This window comes from Polynucleobacter sp. AP-Kolm-20A-A1 (genome assembly GCF_018688315.1).
In the GTDB taxonomy this organism is placed as follows: domain Bacteria; phylum Pseudomonadota; class Gammaproteobacteria; order Burkholderiales; family Burkholderiaceae; genus Polynucleobacter.
In genome coordinates this window covers 69,549-93,050 of sequence record NZ_CP061315.1, presented here as the reverse complement: position 1 = coordinate 93,050, position 23,502 = coordinate 69,549, and the positions used below count along the sequence as shown (strand labels likewise).

Genomic DNA, 23,502 nt, shown 5'->3' with positions numbered 1-23,502 from the left:
GCCCCAGTTTATTCTTTCTAATTTGAGAACATCATCGCGGTCAGCAAGAAGTCCAATGCTAAAACCGACAAAGAAGAGATCACCACAGTACGTGTGGTGGCTTGCGAAACGCCTTCTGGCGTTGGTTTGGCTTCATAGCCCTGATAAAGCGCGATAAAGGTCACAGCAACACCGAAGACCATGCTTTTAATTAAGCCGTTTCCAATGTCAGAGAAAAGATCGACTCCACCTTGCATCTGAGACCAGAATGCCCCTGAATCCACGCCAATCAGAGGAACGCCCACAAAGTAGCCGCCTATAACGCCAACCGCAGTAAAAATCGTAGCCAAAATAGGCATTGAAATAATGCCAGCCCATAATCGCGGAGCAATCACGCGCCCCAAAGGATCCACAGCCATCATCTCCATTGCACTCAGCTGTTCGCCAGCCTTCATCAGGCCGATTTCTGCGGTCAGTGAGGTGCCAGCTCTACCAGCAAACAATAAGGCCGTGATTACTGGGCCCAATTCACGAGTGAGAGATAAAGCTACCAATAATCCTAGAGCCTGTTCTGAGCCATATCGATTTAAGGTGTAGTAACCCTGCAGACCCAATACAAAGCCAACGAATAAACCAGATACCGCAATGATGACAAACGAGTGATTGCCCACAAACAGAATCTGATCAACCACTAATCGCGGCCTCTTGAGCAAAAATCCGGAGCGCAAAATCACTGCCGCAAACATTCTGGCAGCGAGACCAAGACTCGTTAAATTGCGACGAATAAAAAATCCGAGATCGCCAAAGAGATTGAGAATTTTTTGAAGGATGATCATTCGGATCTCACTCCAAAATCTTCTGCCAAGCTTTTTCCTGGATAGTGGAAAGGTACTGGACCATCAGGTGATGCATCCAAAAACTGTCTTACAAAAGGATCGGTTGATCGACTGAGCTCTTCTGGAGTGCCTTGTGCACCAATCTGTCCATTTGCAATAAAGTAAACATAGTCTGCGATTTCAAAGGTCTCTTCGACATCGTGCGTAACCAATAGACTCGTGGCTCCCAGGGCGTTATTAAGATCGCGAATCAAGCGCGCCGTGATGCCAAGGGAAATAGGATCTAAACCGGCAAACGGCTCGTCGTACATGATGAGTGGTGGGTCTAAGGCAATCGCTCTAGCAAGCGCAACGCGTCTTGCCATGCCGCCGGAAATTTGTGAAGGCATTAAATCACGCGCCCCACGCAAACCTACTGCATTTAATTTCATGAGCACCAAAGAGCGCAATAACTCTTCACTTAAATCAGTATGCTCGCGCAAAGGAAATGCGACATTTTCAAAAACACTTAAGTCTGTAAATAAAGCGCCGAACTGGAACAGCATTCCCATGCGACGACGAGCGGCCATTAGCTGGTCGCCGCTCATATTGCCAATGTCTTTACCTTCAAATAAAACTTGTCCAGATTGTGCGGTAAATTGTCCGCCAATGAGACGCAGAATCGTTGTCTTGCCGCAACCAGAGCCGCCCATTACGGCAACTACTTGGCCGCGACGAAACTCCATATTCAGGCCAGATAGAATTTGACGCTCACCTGGAGCGTAAGAGAAGTTGACGTCCTTGATCGAAACGACAACTTCACCCGTAGCTTGCTTGCTTACATCCAAAGGGTTTAACTGGTCACTGTTCATATCCTCGATATTATCGGGGCAAAACAGATGATCCCATTAAATACTCGTCCACTGCTTGAGCGCATTGACGTCCTTCGCGAATCGCCCAGACCACCAAAGACTGGCCGCGACGCATATCGCCGGCTGCAAATACCTTCGGAACATTAGTTTGATAAGCGTTTTGACCATCTACAGTAGCTTTAGCATTACCGCGCGCGTCCTTTTCAACACCAAAAGCATTCAACACTTGTTGCACTGGGGATACAAAACCCATCGCTAAAAGTACTAAATCTGCCTTGATCTCAAATTCAGAGTTTGGCACTTCTGCCATCTTGCCGTCTTTCCACTCCAAACGAACGCCAATCAGTTTTTCAACTTTGCCGTTTTTGCCTTCAAAACGCTTAGTGCCAACTGACCAATCACGATCACAGCCCTCTTCATGAGATGAAGAAGTGCGCAACTTAGTTGGCCAATATGGCCACACCAAAGGCTTATTCTCAACTTCTGGTGGCTGTGGCAACAACTCAAACTGAGTGATCTTCGTAGCACCATGACGATTTGAGGTTCCTACGCAATCAGAGCCTGTATCTCCACCGCCAATAACAACTACGTGCTTATCAGTTGCACGAATTTCATTCTTAAAGTCGCCTGCATTTTCTTTGTTCTGTGGAATCAAGAATTCCAATGCGTAATGCACTCCAGCCAATTCACGGCCAGGCACAGGCAAATCACGTGGCTGCTCTGCACCACCAGTAATGACCACTGCATCAAAGTCTTTCATCAACTGCTCAGGCGAAACTGTTTTAGTGGAGTAATTTTTTACTTCCGCACCAATTGCTTCTTTACCAACAAATACACCTGTCTCAAACTTCACGCCTTCAGCTTGCATTTGCTCAACGCGACGGTCAATTAACCACTTTTCCATTTTGAAATCAGGGATGCCATAACGCAGCAATCCGCCAACACGATCGTTCTTCTCAAATACGGTAACGTCATGACCAACGCGCGCTAATTGCTGTGCAGCTGCCATGCCTGCCGGGCCGCCACCAACAACAGCCACTTTTTTGCCAGTCTTAGTCTTAGATGGTTGTGGTTTAACCCAACCGTTCTCCCAGCCCTTATCAATAATGGCGTGCTCAATTGACTTAATGCCAACAGGGGCGCGATTAATACCTAAGGTGCAAGCCGCTTCGCATGGTGCAGGGCAAATACGTCCAGTAAATTCAGGGAAGTTATTGGTAGATTGCAATACATCCAATGCATTCTTCCAATCGTTATGAAATACCAAGTCGTTAAAGTCAGGAATGATGTTGTTTACTGGGCAGCCGTTATTACAAAACGGAATGCCGCAGTCCATACAACGTGCACCCTGAACTTTTGCCTCTTCATCAGTTAATGCCGCTACAAACTCTTTGTAATGGTGGAGACGTTTAACCGGCGCTTCGTATGTTTCATCAACGCGCTCAAACTCCATGAATCCAGTGACCTTACCCATATCTAATCCTTAGTATCTTTTCTTAATATCTGTCTAGGTTGTTAAGTGACTTAAGCAACGACTGCTTTGTTCTGAGCTTTTTCCCACAGCTCACCAAGAGCGCGCTTGTACTCAGTAGGAAGCACCTTCACAAAACGGCCACGGGCGTTTTCCCAATCAGCCAAGAGCGCTTTTGCACGCTCTGAGCCTGTATGACGGAAATGACGCTCAATCAAAGTCTTCAGAATTTGCTCGTCAGTTAAGCGCTCACCGCCATCCTTCACATCAACAGGGGCATGCCACTGAGACTGAGGAATCTTGGCGATCTGTTCAGCCGAAGGCAATACTTTTTCTAAACTTGCCATGCTGGTATTGCAACGCTTATCGAATAAACCATCTTCGTCATAAACATAAGCAATACCGCCACTCATACCTGCCGCGAAGTTTCTACCTGTTGCGCCCAACACAACTACTGTTCCACCAGTCATGTATTCACAACCGTGATCACCAGTGCCTTCAACAACAGTAGTAGCGCCAGAATTACGAACTGCGAAACGCTCGCCAGCCACACCGTTAAAGAATGCTTCACCGGCGATTGCGCCGTAGAGAACGGTATTACCAACAATAATGTTCTTAGCCGTATCGCCACGGAATTCATGCGGAGCACGCACAATGACACGTCCACCAGAGAGACCTTTACCAACATAGTCGTTGCCATCGCCCACCAAATCTAGAGTGATGCCACGCGCAAGGAATGCCGCAAAACTCTGACCCGCAGTGCCATTCAATTGAATATGAATGGTGTCATCAGGCAAGCCTGCATGACCATAGCGTTGAGCAACTTCACCTGAAAGCATTGCACCCACAGTACGGTTCACGTTTTTCACCGGAACGATGAAGGAAACTTTTTCACCGCGCTCTAGTGCAGGCTCGCTTTTCTCGATCAAGATATTGTCGAGTGCATTTGACAGGCCATGATCTTGAGTAAGCACTTGATATCGTGGAACTTCTGCAGCGACTTGTGGAGCAGCAAAGATCTTAGTGAAATCTAAGCCATGTACTTTCCAGTTCTCGATACCTTTGCGGGTATCGAGTAAATCTACACGCCCAATCAAATCATCGAACTTACGAATACCCAATTGCGCCATGATCTCGCGAGCTTCTTCAGCAATAAAGAAGAAGAAGTTCACGACATGCTCTGGTTTTCCAGAGAACTTCTTACGCAATTCTGGGTCTTGTGTTGCTACGCCTACTGGGCAGGTATTCAAATGACACTTACGCATCATGATGCAACCCTCAACCACCAATGGCGCAGTAGCAAAACCAAATTCATCTGCGCCTAATAGTGCGCCGATTACAACGTCGCGCCCAGTCTTCATTTGACCATCAGCCTGAACACGAATACGGCTACGCAAACCATTGAGAACCAATGTTTGCTGTGTTTCAGCTAAGCCTAATTCCCATGGAGAACCGGCATGCTTAATTGAAGATAAAGGAGATGCGCCAGTACCGCCATCGTGGCCAGCAATCACAACGTGATCAGCTTTTGCCTTAGCAACACCAGCAGCAACAGTACCAACACCCACTTCTGATACCAACTTCACAGAAACATCAGCTTTTGGATTGACGTTCTTCAAGTCATGAATCAATTGAGCAATATCTTCAATTGAGTAAATGTCATGATGTGGAGGAGGTGAAATCAAACCTACGCCTGGCACTGAGAAGCGCAACTTACCGATGTAGTCAGAAACTTTTCCACCAGGCAATTGACCGCCTTCACCAGGCTTAGCACCTTGAGCCATCTTGATCTGAATCTGATCAGCTGAGCGCAAATATTCTGTTGTCACACCAAAGCGGCCAGAAGCTACTTGCTTGATCTTGGAGCGCAATGAATCGCCATCGAGCAACGGGATATTGGCTTCAACAACATCGCTACCCAAGATACTGGCTAAAGTCTCGCCCTTCTTGATTGGAATGCCTTTGAGTTCATTTACATAACGATTTGGATCCTCGCCACCCTCACCGGTATTAGACTTGCCGCCAATACGGTTCATTGCCACAGCTAAAGTAGCATGGGCTTCAGTAGAGATAGAACCTAAAGACATCGCGCCCGTTGCAAAACGTTTAACGATTTCTTTTGCAGACTCAACCTCATCCAACGGAATAGCTTTTGCTGGATCAATCTTGAATTCAAACAAACCGCGCAAAGTCATTTGACGCTTGGTCTGATCATTGATGATGTTTGCGTACTCTTTATAAGTCTGATAACCCTTCTCTGCACCAATACGGGTGGAGTGTTGCAGCTTCGCAATCGTGTCAGGAGTCCACATATGGTTCTCGCCACGAATACGGAAAGCGTACTCACCACCAGCATCCAGCATATTGGTTAACACTGGATCATTACCAAACGCAGCAGTGTGCATGCGCAAGGCTTCTTCAGCAACTTCAAATACACCGATACCACCAACGTTTGATGGGGTGCCCTTGAAATACTGATCAATGATGTCGCGGTTTAAACCAATGGCTTCAAAAATTTGTGAGCCGGTGTAAGACATGTAAGTAGAGATGCCCATTTTGGACATTACTTTTTGCAAGCCCTTACCAACTGCTTTTACAAAATTCTTCACTGCCTTTTCGGCAGACAAATCTCCAGATAAACCTTTGGCCATTTCAGCCAAAGTTTCCATAGCGAGGTACGGGTGAACAGCTTCCGCGCCATAACCAGCCAAGAGGGCAAAGTGATGAGTCTCGCGAGCGCTACCTGTCTCAACCACTAGACCAACGCTAGTACGCAAGCCTTTTTGCACCAAATGCTGATGAATTGCAGAAGTAGCTAACAACGCAGGAATTGCTACGTGCTTCTCGTCAACCTGACGATCGCTCACGATCAAGATGTTGTATCCAGAGCGAACTGCATCGGCCGCTTCAGCGCACAAAGACGCCAAACGCGCTTCGATACCAGCCTTGCCCCATGCAGCCGGGTAACAGATATCCAACTCATATGAGCGGAACTTACCATTGGTGTAGTGACCAATGTGACGAATCTTGGTGATGTCATCAAAGTCCAAAATTGGCTGACTAACTTCCAAGCGCATTGGTGGATTGATGTTGTTTGTATCTAACAAGTTCGGCTTTGGTCCGATAAACGACACCAATGACATCACCATATTCTCGCGAATCGGATCAATCGGGGGATTGGTAACTTGCGCAAATAATTGCTTAAAGTAGTTGTAAAGTGGCTTGTTCTTATTAGAGAGAACTGCCAATGGGCTATCGTTACCCATTGAACCAATTGCCTCTTCGCCATTCATGGCCATTGGAGCCATGAGGTACTTGATATCTTCTTGGGTGTAGCCGAATGCCTGTTGGCGATCTAGCAATTTTGCGGCTGGACGAATAGTCGTTTTCTCATCAACCAAGTCGGCCTTGCTTGCATCAACCTCGTCCAACTTCACACGAACGGCATCAATCCAACTCTTATATGGCTTCGCTTTAGAAACGGCGTTCTTGAGCTCAACGTCATCAATGATGCGGCCTTGTTCCATATCAATCATGAACATCTTGCCTGGTTGCAGGCGCCACTTTTGAACAATCTTGCTTTCTGGAATAGGCAATACACCTGCCTCAGAACCCATAATGACTAAATCATCATCAGTAACGTAATAGCGGGCTGGGCGCAAACCATTGCGATCCAAAGTTGCGCCGATTTGACGACCATCGGTAAATGCCATTGCAGCAGGGCCATCCCATGGCTCCATCATCGCTGCGTGATATTCATAGAAGGCGCGACGATTGTCATCCATCAATGCATGCTGTTCCCATGCCTCGGGAATCATCATCATCATGGCTTGAGCCAATGGATAGCCAGACATCACCAACAACTCTAAACAGTTATCAAAACATGCAGTGTCAGACTGTCCTGGATAAATCAGTGGCCACAATTTTTGGAGATCATCGCCAAGCACTGGGGAGCTAATTGCGCCTTCACGTGCATTCACCCAATTTACGTTGCCTTTAACGGTATTGATCTCACCGTTGTGCGCAATCATGCGATATGGATGCGCTAATTCCCATGCAGGGAAAGTATTTGTAGAGAAGCGTTGATGAACCAAAGCAAGCGCCGATACAGTGCGCTTATCTTGCAAATCTTGGTAGTAAGCGCCGACCTGGTTAGCCAACAGCAAGCCCTTATACACAATGGTTCTAGCAGACATTGAAGCAACAAAATATTCTTTGCCATGCTTCAAATGTAAATCTTGAATAGCATGACTTGCTGTTTTGCGAATCACATATAACTTACGCTCAAGCGCATCGGTTGTCATGATGTCGCGACCACGGCCAATAAAGATTTGGCGGATGAATGGCTCTGTCATTTGCACTGTTGGAGACATCGGCAATTTCACATCAACCGGAACATCTCTCCAGCCCAAAACAACCTGGCCCTCTAAGCGAACTGTGCGCTCTAATTCTTGTTCGCAAGCCAAACGAGAGGCGTGCTCTTTAGGCAAGAAAATCATGCCAACGCCATACTCGCCCAAGGGTGGCAATGTCACACCTTGCTTGGCCATTTCTTCGCGATATAAGGTATCTGGAATCTGAATCAAAATACCAGCGCCATCACCCATCAAAGGATCGGCACCAACCGCCCCCCGGTGATCTAAGTTCTCAAGAATCTGCAAACCCTGAGAAACGATCTCATGGGATTTCTTGCCTTTAATGTGCGCTACGAATCCTACGCCGCAGGCATCATGCTCATTTTGTGGGTCATATAGACCTTGAGCGATTGGACGAAGATCTGAATTCAATTGTGTAGTCATAGTGTTTCCGAGGGGCGACAAAGGCCTGATTACTTTTGGAGGATCAAATATAGGTGAATACCCATGCTGATGCAATAGAAATAAAATGAGTCTGTCCCATTTAATTCGATGTCGCACCAATATGAATTACATATATGGGGACAGAGTCAATAAATTCAATCCCATTAAAACAAGGGAGGGATAGCAAGAAATTTCTTAAGCTATTGAATTTAAAGAGGTAATTTTCTTTGGGCGCCCACGATGACGGATCTGAGCAAGTTCTGGATTGTCTTTAAATAGCTTATTAGCGTAAATATCGCTCACCCAAGGCTTAGAACGAATTAAGGATTCCGTAATCTGCTTATCTTCCCAGTGAGGGGCGCCCTCTTTTACAAAGCTAGCCCATGCCATTTGCCTCTCAAATGGCGTATTACCCAATTTCCAAAAATACTGGTGATCTACAAGCCATGGCTCAAGGTTTCCGCCAATATGGCTCGAAAAGCTAGTCCATCCAGAATCCTGGGGGCTTGATTCAAAACCAGACCTCACTGGATTTAGCTCGATGTAGCGCTGACAACGTAAGAAATATTCTGGGTCAATCAAAGACGAGCGATAGCGCCCCTCCCAAATAGTCCCAGAGCGATGATGTTGCTGGTTGAAATATTGCGCATAACGACGCCCCAAAGACTGCATGGTCTTGGCAAGCGAATCTTCATTTTGGGGTGTCATCAATAAGTGCACGTGATTTGGCATTAGAGCAAATGCATGTACCGCACATGCAAATTGTTTTGCCGCATCGCGCAACCACTCTAAATAAATGCGACGATCCTCATCACCAAAGAAAAGCATCTCTCGATTATTTCCGCGCACCATGACATGCATTGCTTGGCCGGGTATTACAGTGCGCGCTTGCCGAGCCATTTTAAAGATGCACTACTGCAGTTCGCGTGGACCGCTATTGCGCGAGAACTCTGGAATAAACCAATCGCCATCAAATTGGGTTACGCCCTCAGGTACTTCGCGTGCCTCTTGTGGTGAATCTTTTAGAGCAACTGACATATAAGAAATCCACATTGGTAATGCTAAGCCGCCACCTGTTTCTCGATCACCTAAGCTAGCGGGCTTATCAAAACCAATCCAGGCAATCGCAACCACCTTGGGGTTGTAGCCTGCAAACCATGCGTCATGAGACTCGTTGGTTGTTCCGGTTTTTCCAGCAATATCAGTGCGCCCTAATTTGCCTCGTGCACTTGCAGCGGTACCTGACTTTGTAACCTCTTGCAGCATGCTATCCATTACAAATGCAGTTCTGGCATCCAATACCCTAGGTGCATCTTGCCGTGCATGCGTCGGTTTTGCCTCAAACAAAACTGTGCCCTTGGAGTCAATCATCTTATCGATTAAGAAAGGATCAACACGATAACCGCCATTTGCAAAGACGCTATAGGCTGATGCCATTTGCAAAGGTGTTACCGAGCCAGCACCCAAAGCCATTGTCAAATAAGGTGGGTGTTTCTCTGGCTCGAATCCAAAGCGCTGAATATATTCTTGAGCGTAGGATGGGCCGATCGCCCGGATAATTCTTACGGAAACCAAGTTCTTAGACTTTGCTAAGGCAGTGCGTAGACGCATCATGCCGTCATATTTGCCATCGTAGTTCTTTGGCTCCCATGCCTGGCTACCCGTCTCCATACTGCCAATAGATAAAGGCGCGTCATTCACCATTGTGCTGGGTGCAAAACCTTTTTCAAGTGCGGCGGCATAGATAAATGGTTTGAAGGATGAGCCCGGCTGACGCAGCGCCTGAGTCACGTGATTAAATTGATTGCGACGGAAATCAAAGCCTCCAACTAAAGACAGAATCGCGCCCGTCTCCGCATTCATGGAAACGAAGGCAGCCTCCACTTGTGGCAACTGCGCAAGCTTCCAAACGCCCGCATCAGAAAGCAACCTAACAACAGCACCTGGACGCAAACGCTTCTTTGGTTGCGCACTATCCGTTAAGGAGGCTGCCGCTAACTTCATGCCTTCGCCTTTGAGGGTGATGGTATCTCCGGTAGCAATCATGACTTGCATTTCTTTAGGCTTTACATCAAGCACTACACCAGACTGCAAATCATCTAATTGGGGGTAGGCCAACAAAGCCTCATCAATTGCGCGCTGACGTTTTACAGGGTCTTCTGGAAGATCAATAAATCCTTCTGGGCCACGATAAGCATGACGTAAGTCGTACTCAAAAATACCGCGACGCACTGCTTTATATGCAGCGTCTTGATCTGCCTTCAGAATAGTGGTGTAGACATCAATGCCCTGCGAGTAAATTGCCTCGCCGTATTGCGTAAAGAGAAGTTGGCGAACCATCTCCGCAGGGAAATCTGCGCGTACCGCAAACTCATTGCCAAGGCCACGGATACGCAACTCTTCAATCATGGCATTTTGATATTCATCTGAGGAGATGTATCCCAGATCACGCATGCGCTGCAGAATATATTCTTGACGAATCTTGGCGCGACGGAAATTTGTCACGGGGTTATAAGCTGAAGGCGCCTTAGGCAAGCCCGCCAACATTGCAGACTCAGCGATCGTAATGTCCTTTAGATCCTTGCCGAAGTAAATTTGTGCTGCACTAGAAAAACCATATGCTCTCTGGCCCAAGAAAATCTGGTTCATGTAGATTTCGAGAATTTTGTCCTTAGTGAGTTGCGATTCGATTTCCCACGCGAGCAACACCTCATAAATTTTGCGACTAAAGGTCTTCTCATTACTCAAGAAAAAATTGCGGGCCACCTGCATAGTGATTGTTGAGGCGCCCTGTGAGAGGTGACCTCGTAAATTCGTGACAGCAGCGCGCAGAATGCCAACATAATCGACACCACCATGAGAGTAAAAGCGGTCATCCTCAATAGCTAAGACTGCATTGCGCATATTTTGCGGAATTTCATTGAGCGGAATCACTTTGCGACGCTCTTCACCAAATTCGCCAATCAACACTTTGTCAGCTGTATAAATGCGCAATGGTGTTTTCGGGTTGTAATCCGTTAATGCAGAAATTTTTGGCAAGTTTGGTTTTGCAACCAAAAACGCGTACCCCATCAGAAGGGTAACCACCAAAGCAAAAACCACGCCAATAATGAGTAACGCCTTAACGAGTGGATTGCTGGAAGACTTGCGAGGTATGCCGCCATCAACTCGCGGTTGCCGAGGACGTCTGTCGATTGGACGGGTTGGTCTCTGATTGAGCGTCGGCTTGTCTTTTGGGGGTAGCGCCATATGTTCAAATTATAGGGTGCTTGGACAATTTACCTAAAAGCTCCAAAACCCTTGTTTTTGTCTTTTTTCAAGTCATATTCTGACGAGCCATTCAAGTTAGGCCTATAGATATTGAACGCCCTCACTTTGAAAATGTGGGCATGCCATCACGCCATATTCCCAACCATGCATTTGATGAGATTTTGAGTGATCTTGGTGACGATCCTGCAATCCCAGATCCCCATGGAATCCGCAAACCCAAGACCGCCAAAAATAATCATTCAGAGACCTTGGGCATACATACAAACCAGCCAAAATTGGACGCTCTCCAAAGTCTTCACTTAACACCTCAACTCAAAAAGATAAGCGGATTAGTCGCTGGATTTGCCTTTCTAGCTGTCCTCGGATTGGTGTTTTTTGGTGCCTATGAATCATTGAAATCAAACTCTCAAGCACAGATTGAAAGCGCCCAAAACCAACTAACTGAGCTTCAAAAAGAAGTAGCTGTTTTGCGCAATGAGCTACAAGATGGCCTGGATGATATATATAAAGAAATAGAATCATTAGAAGTGAGTATTCACTCTTTTAAAGAAAAGAAGGCAGAAAACAAGGTTATCTACAAACCTCCGCCCATTCCCCATGAGGCTGAATTACGGCGTTGGAGATATTTGGGGAGCCTTCAAATGGGTCACTCCCAGCGCGCTTATTTCCATACCGGCAAGGGTGGGTCTACATTCGAAATGGGAGCATCTGTTTTAGGCGATTGGCGTCTAAGTCACATTCAAAAGGATGTCGTCACTCTGACGCACCCCCAGGGGAAATCTCTCGCGCTCACAGCATCTAAGAGTGAATGAACTTGAACCCAAAAAACATGCGAGAAAGATTAAAAAAATATTTGGGGAGTGTGGCCCTTGCCCTCATTTTTTTAGCATGCCCCGCACAAGGAAACGCTCCTTCGCAAAACCCCTTGCAAACACCAATTAGTTTGCAATTTACCGATATCGATCTGGTTGAGCTTTTGCAAATTTTGGCCAAACTTGGCAACACCAATTTCCTACTGAGTGATTCCATTAAGGGCAAGATTACGATAGATCTTATCCATACGCCATGGCAAACCGCAGTCCATTCGATACTGGCAAGCAAAGGTTTACGAATAGTGCGAAACGGTGACATTTACTGGATTGGGCCCCATGCAGAAATTTTGGCCTTTCAAAAATATCGTCGCGAAGATGCCGCCCTACCCTTTGGCGGCGATCATATTCATAGTCCACGGCAGATTCTGATTGAGGCCCGTATTGTTGAGGCAGATGAACGCTTTGCCCGTGAGCTAGGGGTAAAGCTTGGGTATCAAGCCAATTCAATTCAAGGAAATCCAGATCAAAAAATTTCCGGGGGCTTTGATTTAGGCGGTGCAGGTCTCAATGGTTTTAATCCAGCGACAGTAGCAGCGACACTGGTTTCAAAAAACGCCAGCCGCCTTTTACAAATGGAGTTGTCTGCCCTCGAGTCCGATGGTCAGGGAAAGATTCTTTCTAATCCCAGAATCATGACTGGGGATCAGGTCAAAGCCACTATCGAACAAGGTACCGAGCTCCCTTACCAAACCACATCCCAAAATGGCAGCAAGCTGCAATTTAGAAAAGCAAACCTCCGTTTAGAGGTAATTCCCAAAATTCATCCAGACGGGAACATTTCATTGCTTGTTGGAATCAATAAAGACACTATCGGCATGAAAACCGAGCAGGGTTATGCCATAGACACCAAAAGTTTGAGCTCAGAAATAACGGTTGAAAATGGGGGTACGGCGATCATCGGGGGGATTTTTCAGACAACCGAACGAGAGGATGAGGTCAAAGTCCCCTTGCTTGGCGATATTCCTCTAATTGGGCACTTATTTCGTCATAAATCTAAATTACGAGACAAAACTGAGCTGCTTGTCTTCTTAACCCCGACCGTTCTCGACAAACCCTAATAAAATCGAAGGGTGAACTCTTCGACAAACAACATCTTTCTAATCGGCCTCATGGGTGCCGGGAAGTCGACCGTTGGAAAAGTATTGGCAAAGAAACTGGGGCGTCGCTTTTTAGATGCCGATCATGTCATTGAGGAACGCTGTGGCGTCAAAATTCCAGTCATATTTGAAATGGAAGGTGAGGATGGTTTTCGCAAACGCGAGGCACAAGCCATTCGGGAAGTCACTAGCGAACAAGATATTGTTTTAGCAACCGGTGGTGGCGCCGTTTTGCTACCCGAAAATCGCGCGGCATTAAAAGAGCGCGGCACTGTTATTTATTTACATGCAAACCCCATCGAACTTTGGCATCGCACCAAAGGTGGTGAGGGACGCCCTCTTTTAAAGAATGGTGACGCAAAAAAAATACTTGAAAATTTGTATGCTATCCGCGATCCACTCTATCGAGAAATTGCAGACCATGTGATTGAAACCGGTAAACCAAGCGTCAATCAATTGGTCAACACTTTAATCATGCAACTTGAACTATCCGCTTAAATACATTGGCACTATGATGAAAACACTAGAAGTTGATCTTGGCAATCGTAGCTATCCTATATACATAGGCACCGATCTCATTGATCAACCCAGTCTATTCTCCGCTTGTGAAAAAGCCACATCGATTTACATCGTTACAAACACAACAGTAGCGCCGCTTTACGCGCAGCGCTTAAGCAAAACTTTGGAGAGCTTTGGCAAGTCAGTTAGAACCATCATTCTTCCTGACGGGGAAGCATATAAGGACTGGAAAAACCTCCAACTGATTTTTGATGACCTCCTAAAATTTGGCGCCGACCGTCAAACGATGTTGGTTGCATTGGGTGGTGGCGTCATTGGAGATATGACCGGATTTGCCGCGGCAAGCTTTATGCGTGGCGTTCGCTTTATTCAGGTTCCCACCACATTGCTGGCGCAGGTTGACTCTTCTGTAGGCGGCAAAACAGGCATCAATCACCCCCTTGGGAAAAACATGATTGGCGCCTTTCATCAGCCTGCCGCCGTTATTGCCGATCTCAATACCCTGAAAACTCTGCCCCCAAGAGAGCTATCTGCCGGCCTAGCTGAAGTAATCAAACATGGCGCCATTGCTGATGCGCAATTTTTAGATTGGATTGAGTCAAACGCAAAAGCTTTATTAGCGTGTGACACCGAGGCTATGGGTCATGCAGTATTGCGCTCTTGTGAAATTAAGTCTGCAGTAGTTTCCGCCGATGAAAGAGAGGGTGGCATTCGTGCAACTCTAAACTTTGGTCATACCTTTGGTCATGCGATTGAAGCTGGCATGGGATACGGCGAATGGTTGCATGGCGAAGCTGTTGGCTGTGGAATGGTGATGGGTGCCGATCTATCCCATCGCTTAAATCTGATTAGTGCCAATGATGTAGCAAGACTTACTAACATTATTCAGTCAATGAACTTGCCGATTGTTCCACCAAAATTTGGTGCCGCTAGATATATGGAGCTGATGCAGGTCGACAAAAAAACTGAGGGTGGCCAGATTCGTTACGTAGTGCTCGAAAAGATTGGCAAAGCTCAAATTAAAAGTGCGCCAGATGCTCAGGTCATCGACACCTTAAACGCCACAGGTGCCGCTTAATTTATTGCTAGCCTTTTATAAGGCCGATCTTGACTGCCTGACCTGCTTGCGCACTTGCAAATTCAGTCAGGTCACTCAAAAGCTCTTTCCCAGTCTTGGTATCTAGCCACAAGGGCTGTGCCATCGTTCCAGCCCAGCGATAGTGATAACCACCTGATTTGGCAGCCACCCAAATTTCATGCAAAGGGGGCTGAGTGTTCACTACGATGACACTTTTATCCCTGAAGCGAATATTGATGACATTGCCGCCTTGACGCTCTACGTCTAAATCAAGATCAAGCGCATCATCAGCAGCCTCTAATGCCACCTCAATAGAATGCAATAAATTGCTTCCCAGCTGATAAAACTGCTTGTCATCAATGGCTTCTACGCCTGAATTATTTGGATTCATAGTCGAGTCCTGCATGCTATATTCAATCATTCGTTTTAGAGACATTCATGATAGCGATTCTTAATAGAGCCCTCGGTATTAGCCTTCTAATAGCCCTTGCTGGATGTGGGGTTAGGGGTCAGCTATATTTGCCAAATGTGCCACCAGTTCCTCCTGCTCCTACCGAGCCAGAACCTAAGGGCAAGCTTTACCCACCTCAAACCTCTGCCAGCCCAAGCAATTCGACATCGACCAAGCAATGACAATGAAAGCAATTCCACTCCCTAAGTTATCTGGATTTACAGAGCGTGATGGCAACTGGTATGCCGAAGAAATTCCATTGGCCGATTTAGCAAAAGAATTTGGTACACCGCTCTACATCTACAGCAAGAAGGCGTTGACTGAAGCTTATCAAGCCTACGATAAGGCCTGCGTAGACGGCAAAGGAAAGCGTCGTGCCCGAGTGCATTACGCCATGAAAGCCAATAGCAATTTAGCGGTAATTGATTGCTTTAAAAAACTTGGTGCAGGATTTGATTTGGTCAGCGGTGGCGAACTAGCCCGCGCATTAGCAATTGGCGCCGACCCAAAAAGCCTGGTATTTGCTGGCGTTGGCAAATCCGCCTCAGAAATTGCGGCCGCACTAAAAGCCGGCGTCAAATGCATTAACGTGGAGTCAATTGCCGAGCTTCACCAGATTAATCGCGTAGCGACAGAAATGAACTGCCGTGCGCCGATTTCTTTACGCGTGAATCCAGATGTCGATGCACAAACACATCCTTATATTTCTACCGGATTAAAGGGTAATAAGTTTGGTATTGCCTATCACGAAGTTTTAAAAACCTATCGCGAGGCTTCGCAACTTTCTCAAATTGATGTTGTTGGTATCGATTGCCATATCGGCTCTCAAATCACAACCACCGCACCCTATTTAGATGCCTTAGATAAAGTGTTGGATCTAGTGGAACATCTCAAACGCGAAGGCATTGTGATTCATCATCTGGATCTGGGTGGTGGCCTTGGAATCTCTTACAGCGATGAAACTCCGCCGGATATTACTGAGTTCACGAACACGCTGTTGAACCATGTGACTGAGCGTGGTTTTGGACATCTCGATATCGTTTTGGAGCCCGGCAGATCACTAGTAGGTAATGCTGGTGTATTGCTAACTACTGTGGAATACCTAAAGCCAGGTGTTGAGAAAAACTTTTGTATTGTTGATGCAGCAATGACTGAGTTGATGCGGCCCGCCCTCTATGAAGCTCATCACGGCATCGTTCCCGTACAAACTAAACCGGCAAAGAGCGTGGCCTATGATGTTGTTGGTCCTGTTTGCGAATCCGGTGACTGGCTGGGTAGAGATCGCCACCTTGCAGTAGAAGAAGGTGATTTACTCGCCATCTTATCTGCCGGTGCTTATGGTTTTGTCATGGCCTCTAACTACAACACGCGCCCTAAACCTGCAGAAATTATGGTTGATGGAAAGAATGCTTACGTTATTCGTGCTCGTGAAAAAACAGCCGACTTATTTGCAAGTGAAACGGTGCTGCCGAATTAACAGCAAATCATGAGAAACAAAAAACCCCGCTAACTCAGCGGGGTTTTTTGTTTCAAGTCTTGCGCTAATTAATGTAAACCAGCGATGTAATCAGAAACTGCTTTCATTTCTTGATCAGAAAGCTTGGTAGCAATAGTAGTCATTTGGCTACTATTTTTACGAATGCCTTCACGGAACGCGAGCAGTTGTGTATTTGTATATTCAGCCCATTGACCGCCTAAGAGTGGGTACTGAGCAGGGATGCCAGCGCCAGTTGGGCTATGACATGCAGCACAAGCTGGAACGCCTTTAGCAGCAATACCGCCACGGTAGATACTCTGCCCCAACTCAATCGATGCTTTGTTTTGAGCAACGCCTTGTGAGATTGGTTGCTTAGATAGGAATGCTGCAATGTTCTGCATATCTTGCTCTGTCAAAGTTGCTGCCATACCCATCATCACAGGATTTGCGCGACTGCCATCTTTGAAATTTTTCAATTGCTTGGTTGTGTAAGCCGCATGCTGAGCAGATAACTTAGGCCAAGTACCTGTTGCACTTTGACCCTTTGGGCCATGGCAAGTAAGACAGGCAGTAACGCCACGTGACGCATCGCCATTGGAATAGAGCGCCTCACCAGCAGCCGGGTCAACCTTTGGTTTACCTGGCACAGCAGCCTTGGCTTCTGCAGCAGGAGCCATTGGAGCGGCATCGGCAGCAAAAACTGCACCTGAAACGCCGATCAGAGCGAAAATAGAGACGGCCGCAAAACCAGCACGCAAGCTAGTTAATTTGGAGATTTGAGAGGTTTGACGCATTATGTTTACCTTGGCAAAAATTCCTAAAAGTGTTTGGGCCCTGCATTTACAACCTTTTACCCAACACCATGAGATATTTCATGATTTTGCGTGATTTTACAATAGCTTCTGGACATGTCTAAACTCTTTCAAGCCCGATTCGCCACCACAGTCAATGACACCCATTGCCTGCCTGCCACTCCCCTGCGCGAGGTAGCCTTTGCTGGCCGCTCAAATGCGGGCAAATCTAGCGCTCTGAACGTCCTTTGCAACCAAAAAAGGCTCGCTTTTGCCAGTAAAACGCCTGGGCGCACCCAACATATCAACTATTTTGGGATTTTTGCAAAAGATGACTTATTGGGCTACTTAGTCGACCTACCAGGATATGGCTATGCAGCCGTCAATCATGAGACCAAATACCACTGGAATGCGCTTCTAAGCGACTATCTCCAAGAGCGAGAGCAGTTGGTAGGCATGATCCTGATTGTGGATTCTAGGCGCGGTATCACCGACCTGGACGAGCAAATGATTGAGTGGTTTGTACCCACCGGCAAACCAATCCACGTTTTGCTCAGCAAATGCGACAAACTCAACAAAAGCGAATGCAAACATGCGCTGGAGGCAGTGCGCAAGCAATTGCAGCAATATGACCCAGCCCTACCCGATGGTAATGGCGAGTCCACACAACTTACGGCACAATTATTTTCGAGCACCAAACGTATTGGTCTTGAAGAGGCCGACAATATTGTCATTAAATGGTTATTTGAAGCAGAGACTAAAGAAGATGAGATCACCAGCTAAATCATTGCTTAACTTTCCAGGGCATCGTCCGCGCCGGATGCGCCGCGATGATTGGTCACGTCGTCTCATGCAAGAAAATAGTGTCTGCGCAAGTGACCTGATTTACCCAGTATTTTTACTTGAAGGCCAAGGTAAGTCTGAAGCTGTTGCTTCAATGCCTGGTGTCTATCGCGTTTCTTTGGATCTACTCTTTTCTGTTGCGCAAGAGTGTGTTGACCTAGGTATTCCAGTCCTCGCATTATTTCCAGTAATCGATAGCACCCTAAAAACACCTGATGGCAAGGAAGCCTTTAATCCAAATGGCCTCATTCCGACTGCTGTTCGCGAACTTAAAACACGCTTCCCTAATTTAGGCATCATGACTGATGTAGCACTTGATCCTTACACAAGCCATGGTCAAGATGGCGTACTCGATGAGCAAGGCAGAATCCTAAATGATGAGACCACTGCAATCTTGGTAAAGCAAGCAGTCACTCAAGCTGAGGCCGGTGTCGATATCGTTGCACCATCAGACATGATGGATGGTCGTATTGGAAAAATTCGTGAAGCACTTGAACAAAAGCAATTGATTCATACACGCATCATGGCTTATTCAGCAAAGTACGCCTCTGCTTTTTACGGCCCATTTAGAGATGCCGTAGGCTCTGCAAAGAATCTTGGCAAGGCCGATAAAAAAACCTATCAAATGGATTGTGCCAATGGCGACGAGGCTTTGCGGGAGGTTGCGCTCGATATTAGCGAAGGTGCTGATATGGTGATGGTCAAGCCTGGCATGCCTTACCTGGACATCGTGCGTCGCGTAAGAGAAGAATTTAATTACCCGACATATGCCTACCAAGTGAGCGGGGAATACGCCATGCTTAAGGCGGCCGCACAAAATGGTTGGCTAGATCACGATGCCGTCATGATGGAATCATTACTTGCATTTAAACGTGCGGGCGCTGACGGCGTTCTTACTTACTTTGCGCTAGAAGCTGCACGTTTAATTAAAGCGACTAAATAATTTTTAGCCGCTTTAATTTTTCAATATATTTCTTAAGCGCTCAATAAAGCGCTGTGGCGGCATATAACCAATAACGCGTTGCTCTTTTTGCTCTTCTGAATTTTGATTAAAGATCAAAATACCTGGCGGGCCAAATAAACCAAAGCGCTTAAGTAATGCTTGGTTCTCAGGGCTATTTGCAGTTACATCTGCCTGCAATAAAACAAACTGCTTTAGCTCCTTGCTAACCTCTGGATTTGCAAAAGTATTCACTTCCATCTCTTTGCAGCTGATACACCAGTCAGCATAGAAATCTAAGAGGACAAATTTCTTTTCTGCTCGAGCTTTGCTTAATTGCGCATCAAGCTCTGCTGGAGACTGAATAACCACAAATGAAAGTTCTCCGACCTGATGAATTCTCTGGCCATTCACTGTTTGTATAGTGCTAGCAGTGTCACTTTTTTGCAGCAAGGGAGATGCAATCCAAGCTGCTGTCGCTACCAATAAAACACCTAGGGTACGTTGCAACCACACCATCCAAATCCCGGTAGACGGTATCAAAATACGGGCTTCAACTGCAATAAATAGCAATGGCAATCCCATTCCCAAGGCCATTACGAAGAGCAATCCAGCGCCCAGGCTCATAGAGCCTGTTTGCGCAATAAACGCCAACACACCGGCCAACGGAGCAGTAATGCATGGGCTAGCCACTAAAGTAGAGATGCCCCCCAACGCAAAAGCGCCTACTGCACTGCCGCCCTTTTGTCGACCAGCCAAATTATCAATCTGCTGGTGCCAGGATTGCGGTAAACGTAAGTCGTAGAGACCAAACAAACTTCCTGAAAGCGCTAAGAGCAATAAGGCGAATATTGCCAGCGCAAAAGGGCTTTGTAAGGCGCGCTGCACGCTACCCCCTAGAGCCGCCATCAGCATGCCAGCTAAGGCATATACCAAAGCCATGCCCAGCACATAAGCCAGCGCTAAGACGCTAGCACGGCTCTTGGATACAGCTTTACCACCCTGGGTGCCGAAGATAACGCTTGAAAGTATAGGCAGCATTGGAAGCACGCAAGGCGTAAAAGCTAAAGCCAAACCCAAAACAAAAAATGCTAAGAATAAATATCCTGTGGATGTGCTCTCTAAGAATCGGCCAATAGCATTAACGTCATCGCGCTCACGCCATAAATCTGCCAAGCTAAATTGGTCATTCGCCTTCACGCTAGACGAGGGAACGCCATCTAATACATCCGGAATTGGTGCTGCTTTCACACCAGGTCCAGCAAGTAAAAATTTAAGGGTCATGGGTGGATAGCAAATACCTGCTTCAGCGCATCCCTGAAGAGTGGCCTCCAAATGAACGGGCTGTCCAGCCACCGACTTGATCTCTAAAAAAACTAAGAACGGATCTTTGTATACCTGCAGTTTTTTCTGAAAAGTATCATCAAACTTTTCTACGCCCTTTGGCAATGTGGGCCTTATATTATCTAGCTTCGCAGCCTGTGTACCCACTTGAAACTTTAAAGATTCTTGGTAGATGTAATAGCCCTTTGCAGGCAGAAACTCCAGCTCGACTTGGTTGGAATTTTCCAGCCAACTAGCTTCAACTCGAAAGGCCTTTTCTGGAGACAAGAAGTCCTGTGCGGCAAATACTTGTGCAGAGAAAAACAACAGGAGCGCAAAAATTCTCACGAGGGAAGAATGTAATTTCATGACTTCGAATTTACCTCAGACTCTACCCACTTGCCGTACTGCTCTTCATATTGCTCAGGAGAAAAGGCCAATATCTCTGGAAGATCGTATGGATGTGTATTTTTAATAAAGGTGGAGATCTCAAGCCACTTTGCTTTAGCTGTCTTCGCGCAAAGCAATACTTCGCATTCTTCGCAAACCTTGCCCTCCCAACGATAAATTGAGTGAGCTCCTTCAGTAATTTGCACACAAGCGGCTAAATTCTCCTCCACCAAGGACCTTGCCAAGCCCTTGGCGGCCTCCATATTAGGAAGACTGGTTAGCACCACCAAAAGCTTGCTGGGGTTGACTGGGAGGTTTTCAGACATTCTGTATTTATAAACCGATAAATGAAAAAAGCCAGACCGAAGCCTGGCTTTTTAGTGTAACTGGGAGACTTAAGCCTCTTCAGCTACTGCTGCTGTTTCTTCAACTTCTGGGCGATCAACCAACTCAACCAAAGCCATAGGTGCATTATCACCATGACGGAAGCCAAACTTCAAAATGCGAAGGTAGCCGCCTGGACGTGTTGCGTAACGTGGGCCGAGTTCTGTAAAGAGCTTGGTTACGATATCGCGATCACGAGTGCGATTGAATGCCAAGCGACGGTTTGCCAAGTTATCTTTTTTACCCAAGGTAATCAAAGGCTCAACAACCATGCGCAATTCTTTAGCTTTTGGCAAAGTTGTTTTAATAACTTCGTGCTCCAAGAGTGAATTGGACATATTGCGCAGCATCGCTAAGCGATGTGATGATGTTCTGTTAAGTTTGCGTAAGCCGTTTCCGTGACGCATGATGCTTCCTTTCTAATTATTTCTCGAGGTTAGCTGGAGGCCAGCTTTCGAGTTTCATGCCAAGACTTAAGCCACGAGCCGCCAAAACATCTTTGATTTCATTCAAAGATTTGCGACCTAGATTAGGCGTCTTCAACAATTCATTCTCTGTACGTTGAATCAAGTCACCGATGTAGTAAATGTTCTCAGCCTTCAAGCAGTTTGCAGAGCGAACTGTGAGCTCGAGATCATCAACCGGACGCATCAACATTGGATCAACCATTGATGAGCGGCTTGGTGCTAAATCACCAGAAACTTCGCTGCTTTCGAGGGCTGCGAATACAACTAATTGATCAACCAAGATGCTAGCTGCTTGACGAATCGCCTCTTCAGGAGACAACACACCGTTAGTTTCGATCGTCATTACTAAACGATCGAGGTCGGTACGTTGCTCAACACGAGCAGACTCAACAGCATAACTAACACGGCTTACCGGGCTGAATGACGCATCCAACACGATACGGCCAATAATCTTAGTAGCTTCGTCGCTGTACTGACGTACGTTACCTGGCACATAACCACGGCCTTTTTCAACCTTGATCTGCATGTCCAACTTGCCACCAGCTGACAAGTGAGCGATCACGTGATCAGGGTTCATGATTTCTACATCATGTGGCAAATCGATATCTTTTGCAGTAACAACGCCTGGACCTTCTTTACGCAAATTGATAGTAACTTCGTCACGTGACTGCAACTTAAATACGATACCTTTGAGGTTCAACAAGAGGTTTACTACGTCCTCTTGAACTCCATCCAATGTGGAGTACTCATGAACAACACCAGCAATAGCTACTTCAGTTGGCGCATAACCAACCATCGAGGACAAAAGTACACGACGTAATGCATTTCCGAGTGTGTGGCCATAGCCACGCTCGAACGGCTCCATAACAACCTTAGCTTGGTTGGCGGTAAGCGCTTCAACAGAAATAATCTTTGGCTTGAGCAAATTTGTTTGCATATTTTTTCCTTGAGAGTGCCTAATTAGCGTGAATACAATTCGACGATCAAACTTTCATTAATTTCACCGCTAATATCTTCACGGTCAGGCACTTGCTTAAATGTTCCCTCGAGCTTAGCTGCGTCTACTGAAACCCAAGTAACAGCTGCCATTTGTCCAACTAAATTGAGTGATTCTGTAATACGCGCTTGCTTCTTCGCTTTTTCACGAATAGCAACTACATCACCAGGTTTAACCTGAATTGATGGAATATTCACAGGGTTGCCATTGAGCAAAATTGCGCAGTGGGAAACCAACTGACGTGCTTCAGCGCGAGTTGAACCAAAGCCCATGCGATAAACCACGTTATCTAAACGTGACTCAAGCAACTGGAGCAATGTTTCACCAGTGTTGCCCTTACGACGCTCAGCTTCTGCGAAGTAACGACGGAATTGACGCTCTAATACGCCATAGATACGCTTAACCTTTTGCTTTTCACGCAATTGATTACCGTAATCAGATGTTCTTGAGCCAGATGTACGGCCATGTTGACCAGGCTTAGTATCTAACTTGCACTTGTCTGACAGGGCGCGACGTGCGCTCTTTAAAAATAAGTCGGTACCTTCCCGACGTGCTAATTTGGCCTTAGGCCCTAAGTAACGTGCCACGATGCTTTCCTTTCTTTGCCGCAGTCTTACGACCGGCGGTGAGTTCGCCCTTTAAATCAGGCGAACAGTGGGCTTTAATA

At 46.5% G+C, this 23,502-nt stretch carries 21 protein-coding genes; 8 read left to right on the top strand and 13 right to left on the bottom strand.

Annotated features, from left to right (window positions below; translation table 11 throughout):
• Positions 1-17: 17 nt before the first annotated feature.
• The 6 genes from mlaE to C2745_RS00500 all read right to left on the bottom strand — a co-directional run bounded on the left by mlaE (position 18) and on the right by C2745_RS00500 (position 11,185).
• Positions 18-815, bottom strand: a complete 798-nt coding sequence (gene mlaE, locus C2745_RS00525; protein WP_251368337.1) for a lipid asymmetry maintenance ABC transporter permease subunit MlaE — start codon at positions 813-815, stop codon at positions 18-20.
• A complete protein-coding gene (locus C2745_RS00520) occupies positions 812-1,666 on the bottom strand; it encodes an ABC transporter ATP-binding protein (RefSeq protein ID WP_215384414.1) in 855 nt (284 codons plus the stop codon). Before C2745_RS00520 ends, mlaE begins: the two co-directional genes overlap by 4 nt.
• Positions 1,667-1,676: 10 nt before the next feature.
• Positions 1,677-3,140, bottom strand: coding sequence for a glutamate synthase subunit beta (locus C2745_RS00515; protein ID WP_215384413.1), 1,464 nt, complete (start codon positions 3,138-3,140; stop codon positions 1,677-1,679).
• Positions 3,141-3,190: 50 nt separating this feature from the next.
• Positions 3,191-7,936, bottom strand: a complete 4,746-nt coding sequence (locus C2745_RS00510; protein WP_215384412.1) for a glutamate synthase-related protein — start codon at positions 7,934-7,936, stop codon at positions 3,191-3,193.
• 195 nt (positions 7,937-8,131) lie between these two features.
• On the bottom strand, positions 8,132-8,836 hold the full coding sequence (locus C2745_RS00505; protein WP_215384411.1) for a transposase: 705 nt from the start codon (positions 8,834-8,836) through the stop codon (positions 8,132-8,134).
• A gap of 12 nt (positions 8,837-8,848) precedes the next feature.
• Complete coding sequence (locus tag C2745_RS00500) at positions 8,849-11,185, bottom strand: penicillin-binding protein 1A (RefSeq protein ID WP_215384410.1); 2,337 nt, start codon at positions 11,183-11,185, stop codon at positions 8,849-8,851.
• 182 nt (positions 11,186-11,367) lie between these two features.
• Here C2745_RS00500 and C2745_RS00495 point away from each other — a divergent pair, with 182 nt between their 5' ends.
• From C2745_RS00495 to aroB, 4 genes are all read left to right on the top strand, one after another.
• Positions 11,368-12,018, top strand: a complete 651-nt coding sequence (locus tag C2745_RS00495) for a DUF948 domain-containing protein (RefSeq protein WP_215384409.1) — start codon at positions 11,368-11,370, stop codon at positions 12,016-12,018.
• A gap of 113 nt (positions 12,019-12,131) precedes the next feature.
• Positions 12,132-13,136, top strand: a complete 1,005-nt coding sequence (locus tag C2745_RS00490; protein WP_251368336.1) for a type II and III secretion system protein — start codon at positions 12,132-12,134, stop codon at positions 13,134-13,136.
• A 51-nt stretch (positions 13,137-13,187) separates the two neighbouring features.
• Positions 13,188-13,673, top strand: coding sequence for a shikimate kinase (locus C2745_RS00485; protein ID WP_251368412.1), 486 nt, complete (start codon positions 13,188-13,190; stop codon positions 13,671-13,673).
• 16 nt (positions 13,674-13,689) lie between these two features.
• The gene (gene aroB / locus C2745_RS00480; RefSeq protein ID WP_215385535.1) at positions 13,690-14,772 is read left to right on the top strand and encodes a 3-dehydroquinate synthase; all 1,083 of its coding nucleotides are present in this window, start codon (positions 13,690-13,692) and stop codon (positions 14,770-14,772) included.
• Positions 14,773-14,779: 7 nt separating this feature from the next.
• Here the strand turns inward: aroB and cyaY are convergent, their stop codons facing one another.
• Positions 14,780-15,163 carry an iron donor protein CyaY gene (gene cyaY, locus C2745_RS00475; RefSeq protein WP_215384407.1) on the bottom strand — a complete coding sequence of 128 codons (384 nt, stop codon included), beginning with the start codon at positions 15,161-15,163 and terminating at the stop codon, positions 14,780-14,782.
• 47 nt (positions 15,164-15,210) lie between these two features.
• Between cyaY and C2745_RS09645 the strand changes: the two genes are divergently transcribed.
• Together C2745_RS09645 and lysA are read left to right on the top strand one after the other, a co-directional pair.
• Positions 15,211-15,405, top strand: coding sequence for a lipoprotein (locus C2745_RS09645; protein ID WP_251368335.1), 195 nt, complete (start codon positions 15,211-15,213; stop codon positions 15,403-15,405).
• Positions 15,402-16,700 (top strand): diaminopimelate decarboxylase, encoded by a 1,299-nt coding sequence (lysA, locus tag C2745_RS00470; RefSeq protein WP_215384406.1) that lies wholly within the window; start codon positions 15,402-15,404, stop codon positions 16,698-16,700. The genes C2745_RS09645 and lysA overlap by 4 nt, the downstream gene beginning before the upstream one ends.
• A gap of 68 nt (positions 16,701-16,768) precedes the next feature.
• Here the strand turns inward: lysA and C2745_RS00465 are convergent, their stop codons facing one another.
• Complete coding sequence (locus C2745_RS00465; RefSeq protein WP_215384405.1) at positions 16,769-17,494, bottom strand: cytochrome c; 726 nt, start codon at positions 17,492-17,494, stop codon at positions 16,769-16,771.
• A 114-nt stretch (positions 17,495-17,608) separates the two neighbouring features.
• Between C2745_RS00465 and yihA the strand changes: the two genes are divergently transcribed.
• Both yihA and hemB read left to right on the top strand, forming a co-directional pair.
• Positions 17,609-18,274: a ribosome biogenesis GTP-binding protein YihA/YsxC gene (yihA, locus tag C2745_RS00460; RefSeq protein WP_215384404.1), complete on the top strand. Its 666-nt coding sequence runs from the start codon at positions 17,609-17,611 to the stop codon at positions 18,272-18,274.
• Entirely contained in the window at positions 18,258-19,277 is a 1,020-nt protein-coding gene (hemB, locus tag C2745_RS00455) for a porphobilinogen synthase (protein WP_215384403.1), read from the top strand. Before yihA ends, hemB begins: the two co-directional genes overlap by 17 nt.
• A gap of 12 nt (positions 19,278-19,289) precedes the next feature.
• Here hemB and dsbD read toward each other — a convergent pair whose 3' ends face one another.
• From dsbD to rpsD, 5 genes are all read right to left on the bottom strand, one after another.
• The gene (gene dsbD, locus C2745_RS00450; protein WP_215384402.1) at positions 19,290-20,966 is read right to left on the bottom strand and encodes a protein-disulfide reductase DsbD; all 1,677 of its coding nucleotides are present in this window, start codon (positions 20,964-20,966) and stop codon (positions 19,290-19,292) included.
• Positions 20,963-21,313, bottom strand: a complete 351-nt coding sequence (gene cutA / locus C2745_RS00445; RefSeq protein WP_215384401.1) for a divalent-cation tolerance protein CutA — start codon at positions 21,311-21,313, stop codon at positions 20,963-20,965. Before cutA ends, dsbD begins: the two co-directional genes overlap by 4 nt.
• A 69-nt stretch (positions 21,314-21,382) precedes the next feature.
• Positions 21,383-21,778 (bottom strand): 50S ribosomal protein L17, encoded by a 396-nt coding sequence (rplQ, locus tag C2745_RS00440; RefSeq protein ID WP_215384400.1) that lies wholly within the window; start codon positions 21,776-21,778, stop codon positions 21,383-21,385.
• A gap of 16 nt (positions 21,779-21,794) precedes the next feature.
• Positions 21,795-22,775 (bottom strand): DNA-directed RNA polymerase subunit alpha, encoded by a 981-nt coding sequence (rpoA, locus tag C2745_RS00435; RefSeq protein WP_215321281.1) that lies wholly within the window; start codon positions 22,773-22,775, stop codon positions 21,795-21,797.
• A 23-nt stretch (positions 22,776-22,798) separates the two neighbouring features.
• A complete protein-coding gene (gene rpsD, locus C2745_RS00430; protein ID WP_068320135.1) occupies positions 22,799-23,422 on the bottom strand; it encodes a 30S ribosomal protein S4 in 624 nt (207 codons plus the stop codon).
• Between the last annotated feature and the right edge of the window lie 80 nt (positions 23,423-23,502).

Coding starts and splice junctions, on each gene's coding strand:
- C2745_RS00485 (WP_251368412.1), top strand. CDS start 13,188: ATGGGTGCCGGGAAGTCGACCGTTGGAAAAGTATTGGCAAAGAAACTG.
- cutA (WP_215384401.1), bottom strand. CDS start 21,313: ATGTCTGAAAACCTCCCAGTCAACCCCAGCAAGCTTTTGGTGGTGCTA.
- dsbD (WP_215384402.1), bottom strand. CDS start 20,966: ATGAAATTACATTCTTCCCTCGTGAGAATTTTTGCGCTCCTGTTGTTT.
- rpoA (WP_215321281.1), bottom strand. CDS start 22,775: ATGCAAACAAATTTGCTCAAGCCAAAGATTATTTCTGTTGAAGCGCTT.
- yihA (WP_215384404.1), top strand. CDS start 17,609: ATGTCTAAACTCTTTCAAGCCCGATTCGCCACCACAGTCAATGACACC.
- C2745_RS00465 (WP_215384405.1), bottom strand. CDS start 17,494: ATGCGTCAAACCTCTCAAATCTCCAAATTAACTAGCTTGCGTGCTGGT.
- C2745_RS09645 (WP_251368335.1), top strand. CDS start 15,211: ATGATAGCGATTCTTAATAGAGCCCTCGGTATTAGCCTTCTAATAGCC.
- aroB (WP_215385535.1), top strand. CDS start 13,690: ATGAAAACACTAGAAGTTGATCTTGGCAATCGTAGCTATCCTATATAC.
- C2745_RS00510 (WP_215384412.1), bottom strand. CDS start 7,936: ATGACTACACAATTGAATTCAGATCTTCGTCCAATCGCTCAAGGTCTA.
- mlaE (WP_251368337.1), bottom strand. CDS start 815: ATGATCATCCTTCAAAAAATTCTCAATCTCTTTGGCGATCTCGGATTT.
- C2745_RS00520 (WP_215384414.1), bottom strand. CDS start 1,666: ATGAACAGTGACCAGTTAAACCCTTTGGATGTAAGCAAGCAAGCTACG.
- cyaY (WP_215384407.1), bottom strand. CDS start 15,163: ATGAATCCAAATAATTCAGGCGTAGAAGCCATTGATGACAAGCAGTTT.
- rplQ (WP_215384400.1), bottom strand. CDS start 21,778: ATGCGTCACGGAAACGGCTTACGCAAACTTAACAGAACATCATCACAT.
- lysA (WP_215384406.1), top strand. CDS start 15,402: ATGACAATGAAAGCAATTCCACTCCCTAAGTTATCTGGATTTACAGAG.
- C2745_RS00500 (WP_215384410.1), bottom strand. CDS start 11,185: ATGGCGCTACCCCCAAAAGACAAGCCGACGCTCAATCAGAGACCAACC.
- C2745_RS00505 (WP_215384411.1), bottom strand. CDS start 8,836: ATGGCTCGGCAAGCGCGCACTGTAATACCCGGCCAAGCAATGCATGTC.
- hemB (WP_215384403.1), top strand. CDS start 18,258: ATGAGATCACCAGCTAAATCATTGCTTAACTTTCCAGGGCATCGTCCG.
- C2745_RS00515 (WP_215384413.1), bottom strand. CDS start 3,140: ATGGGTAAGGTCACTGGATTCATGGAGTTTGAGCGCGTTGATGAAACA.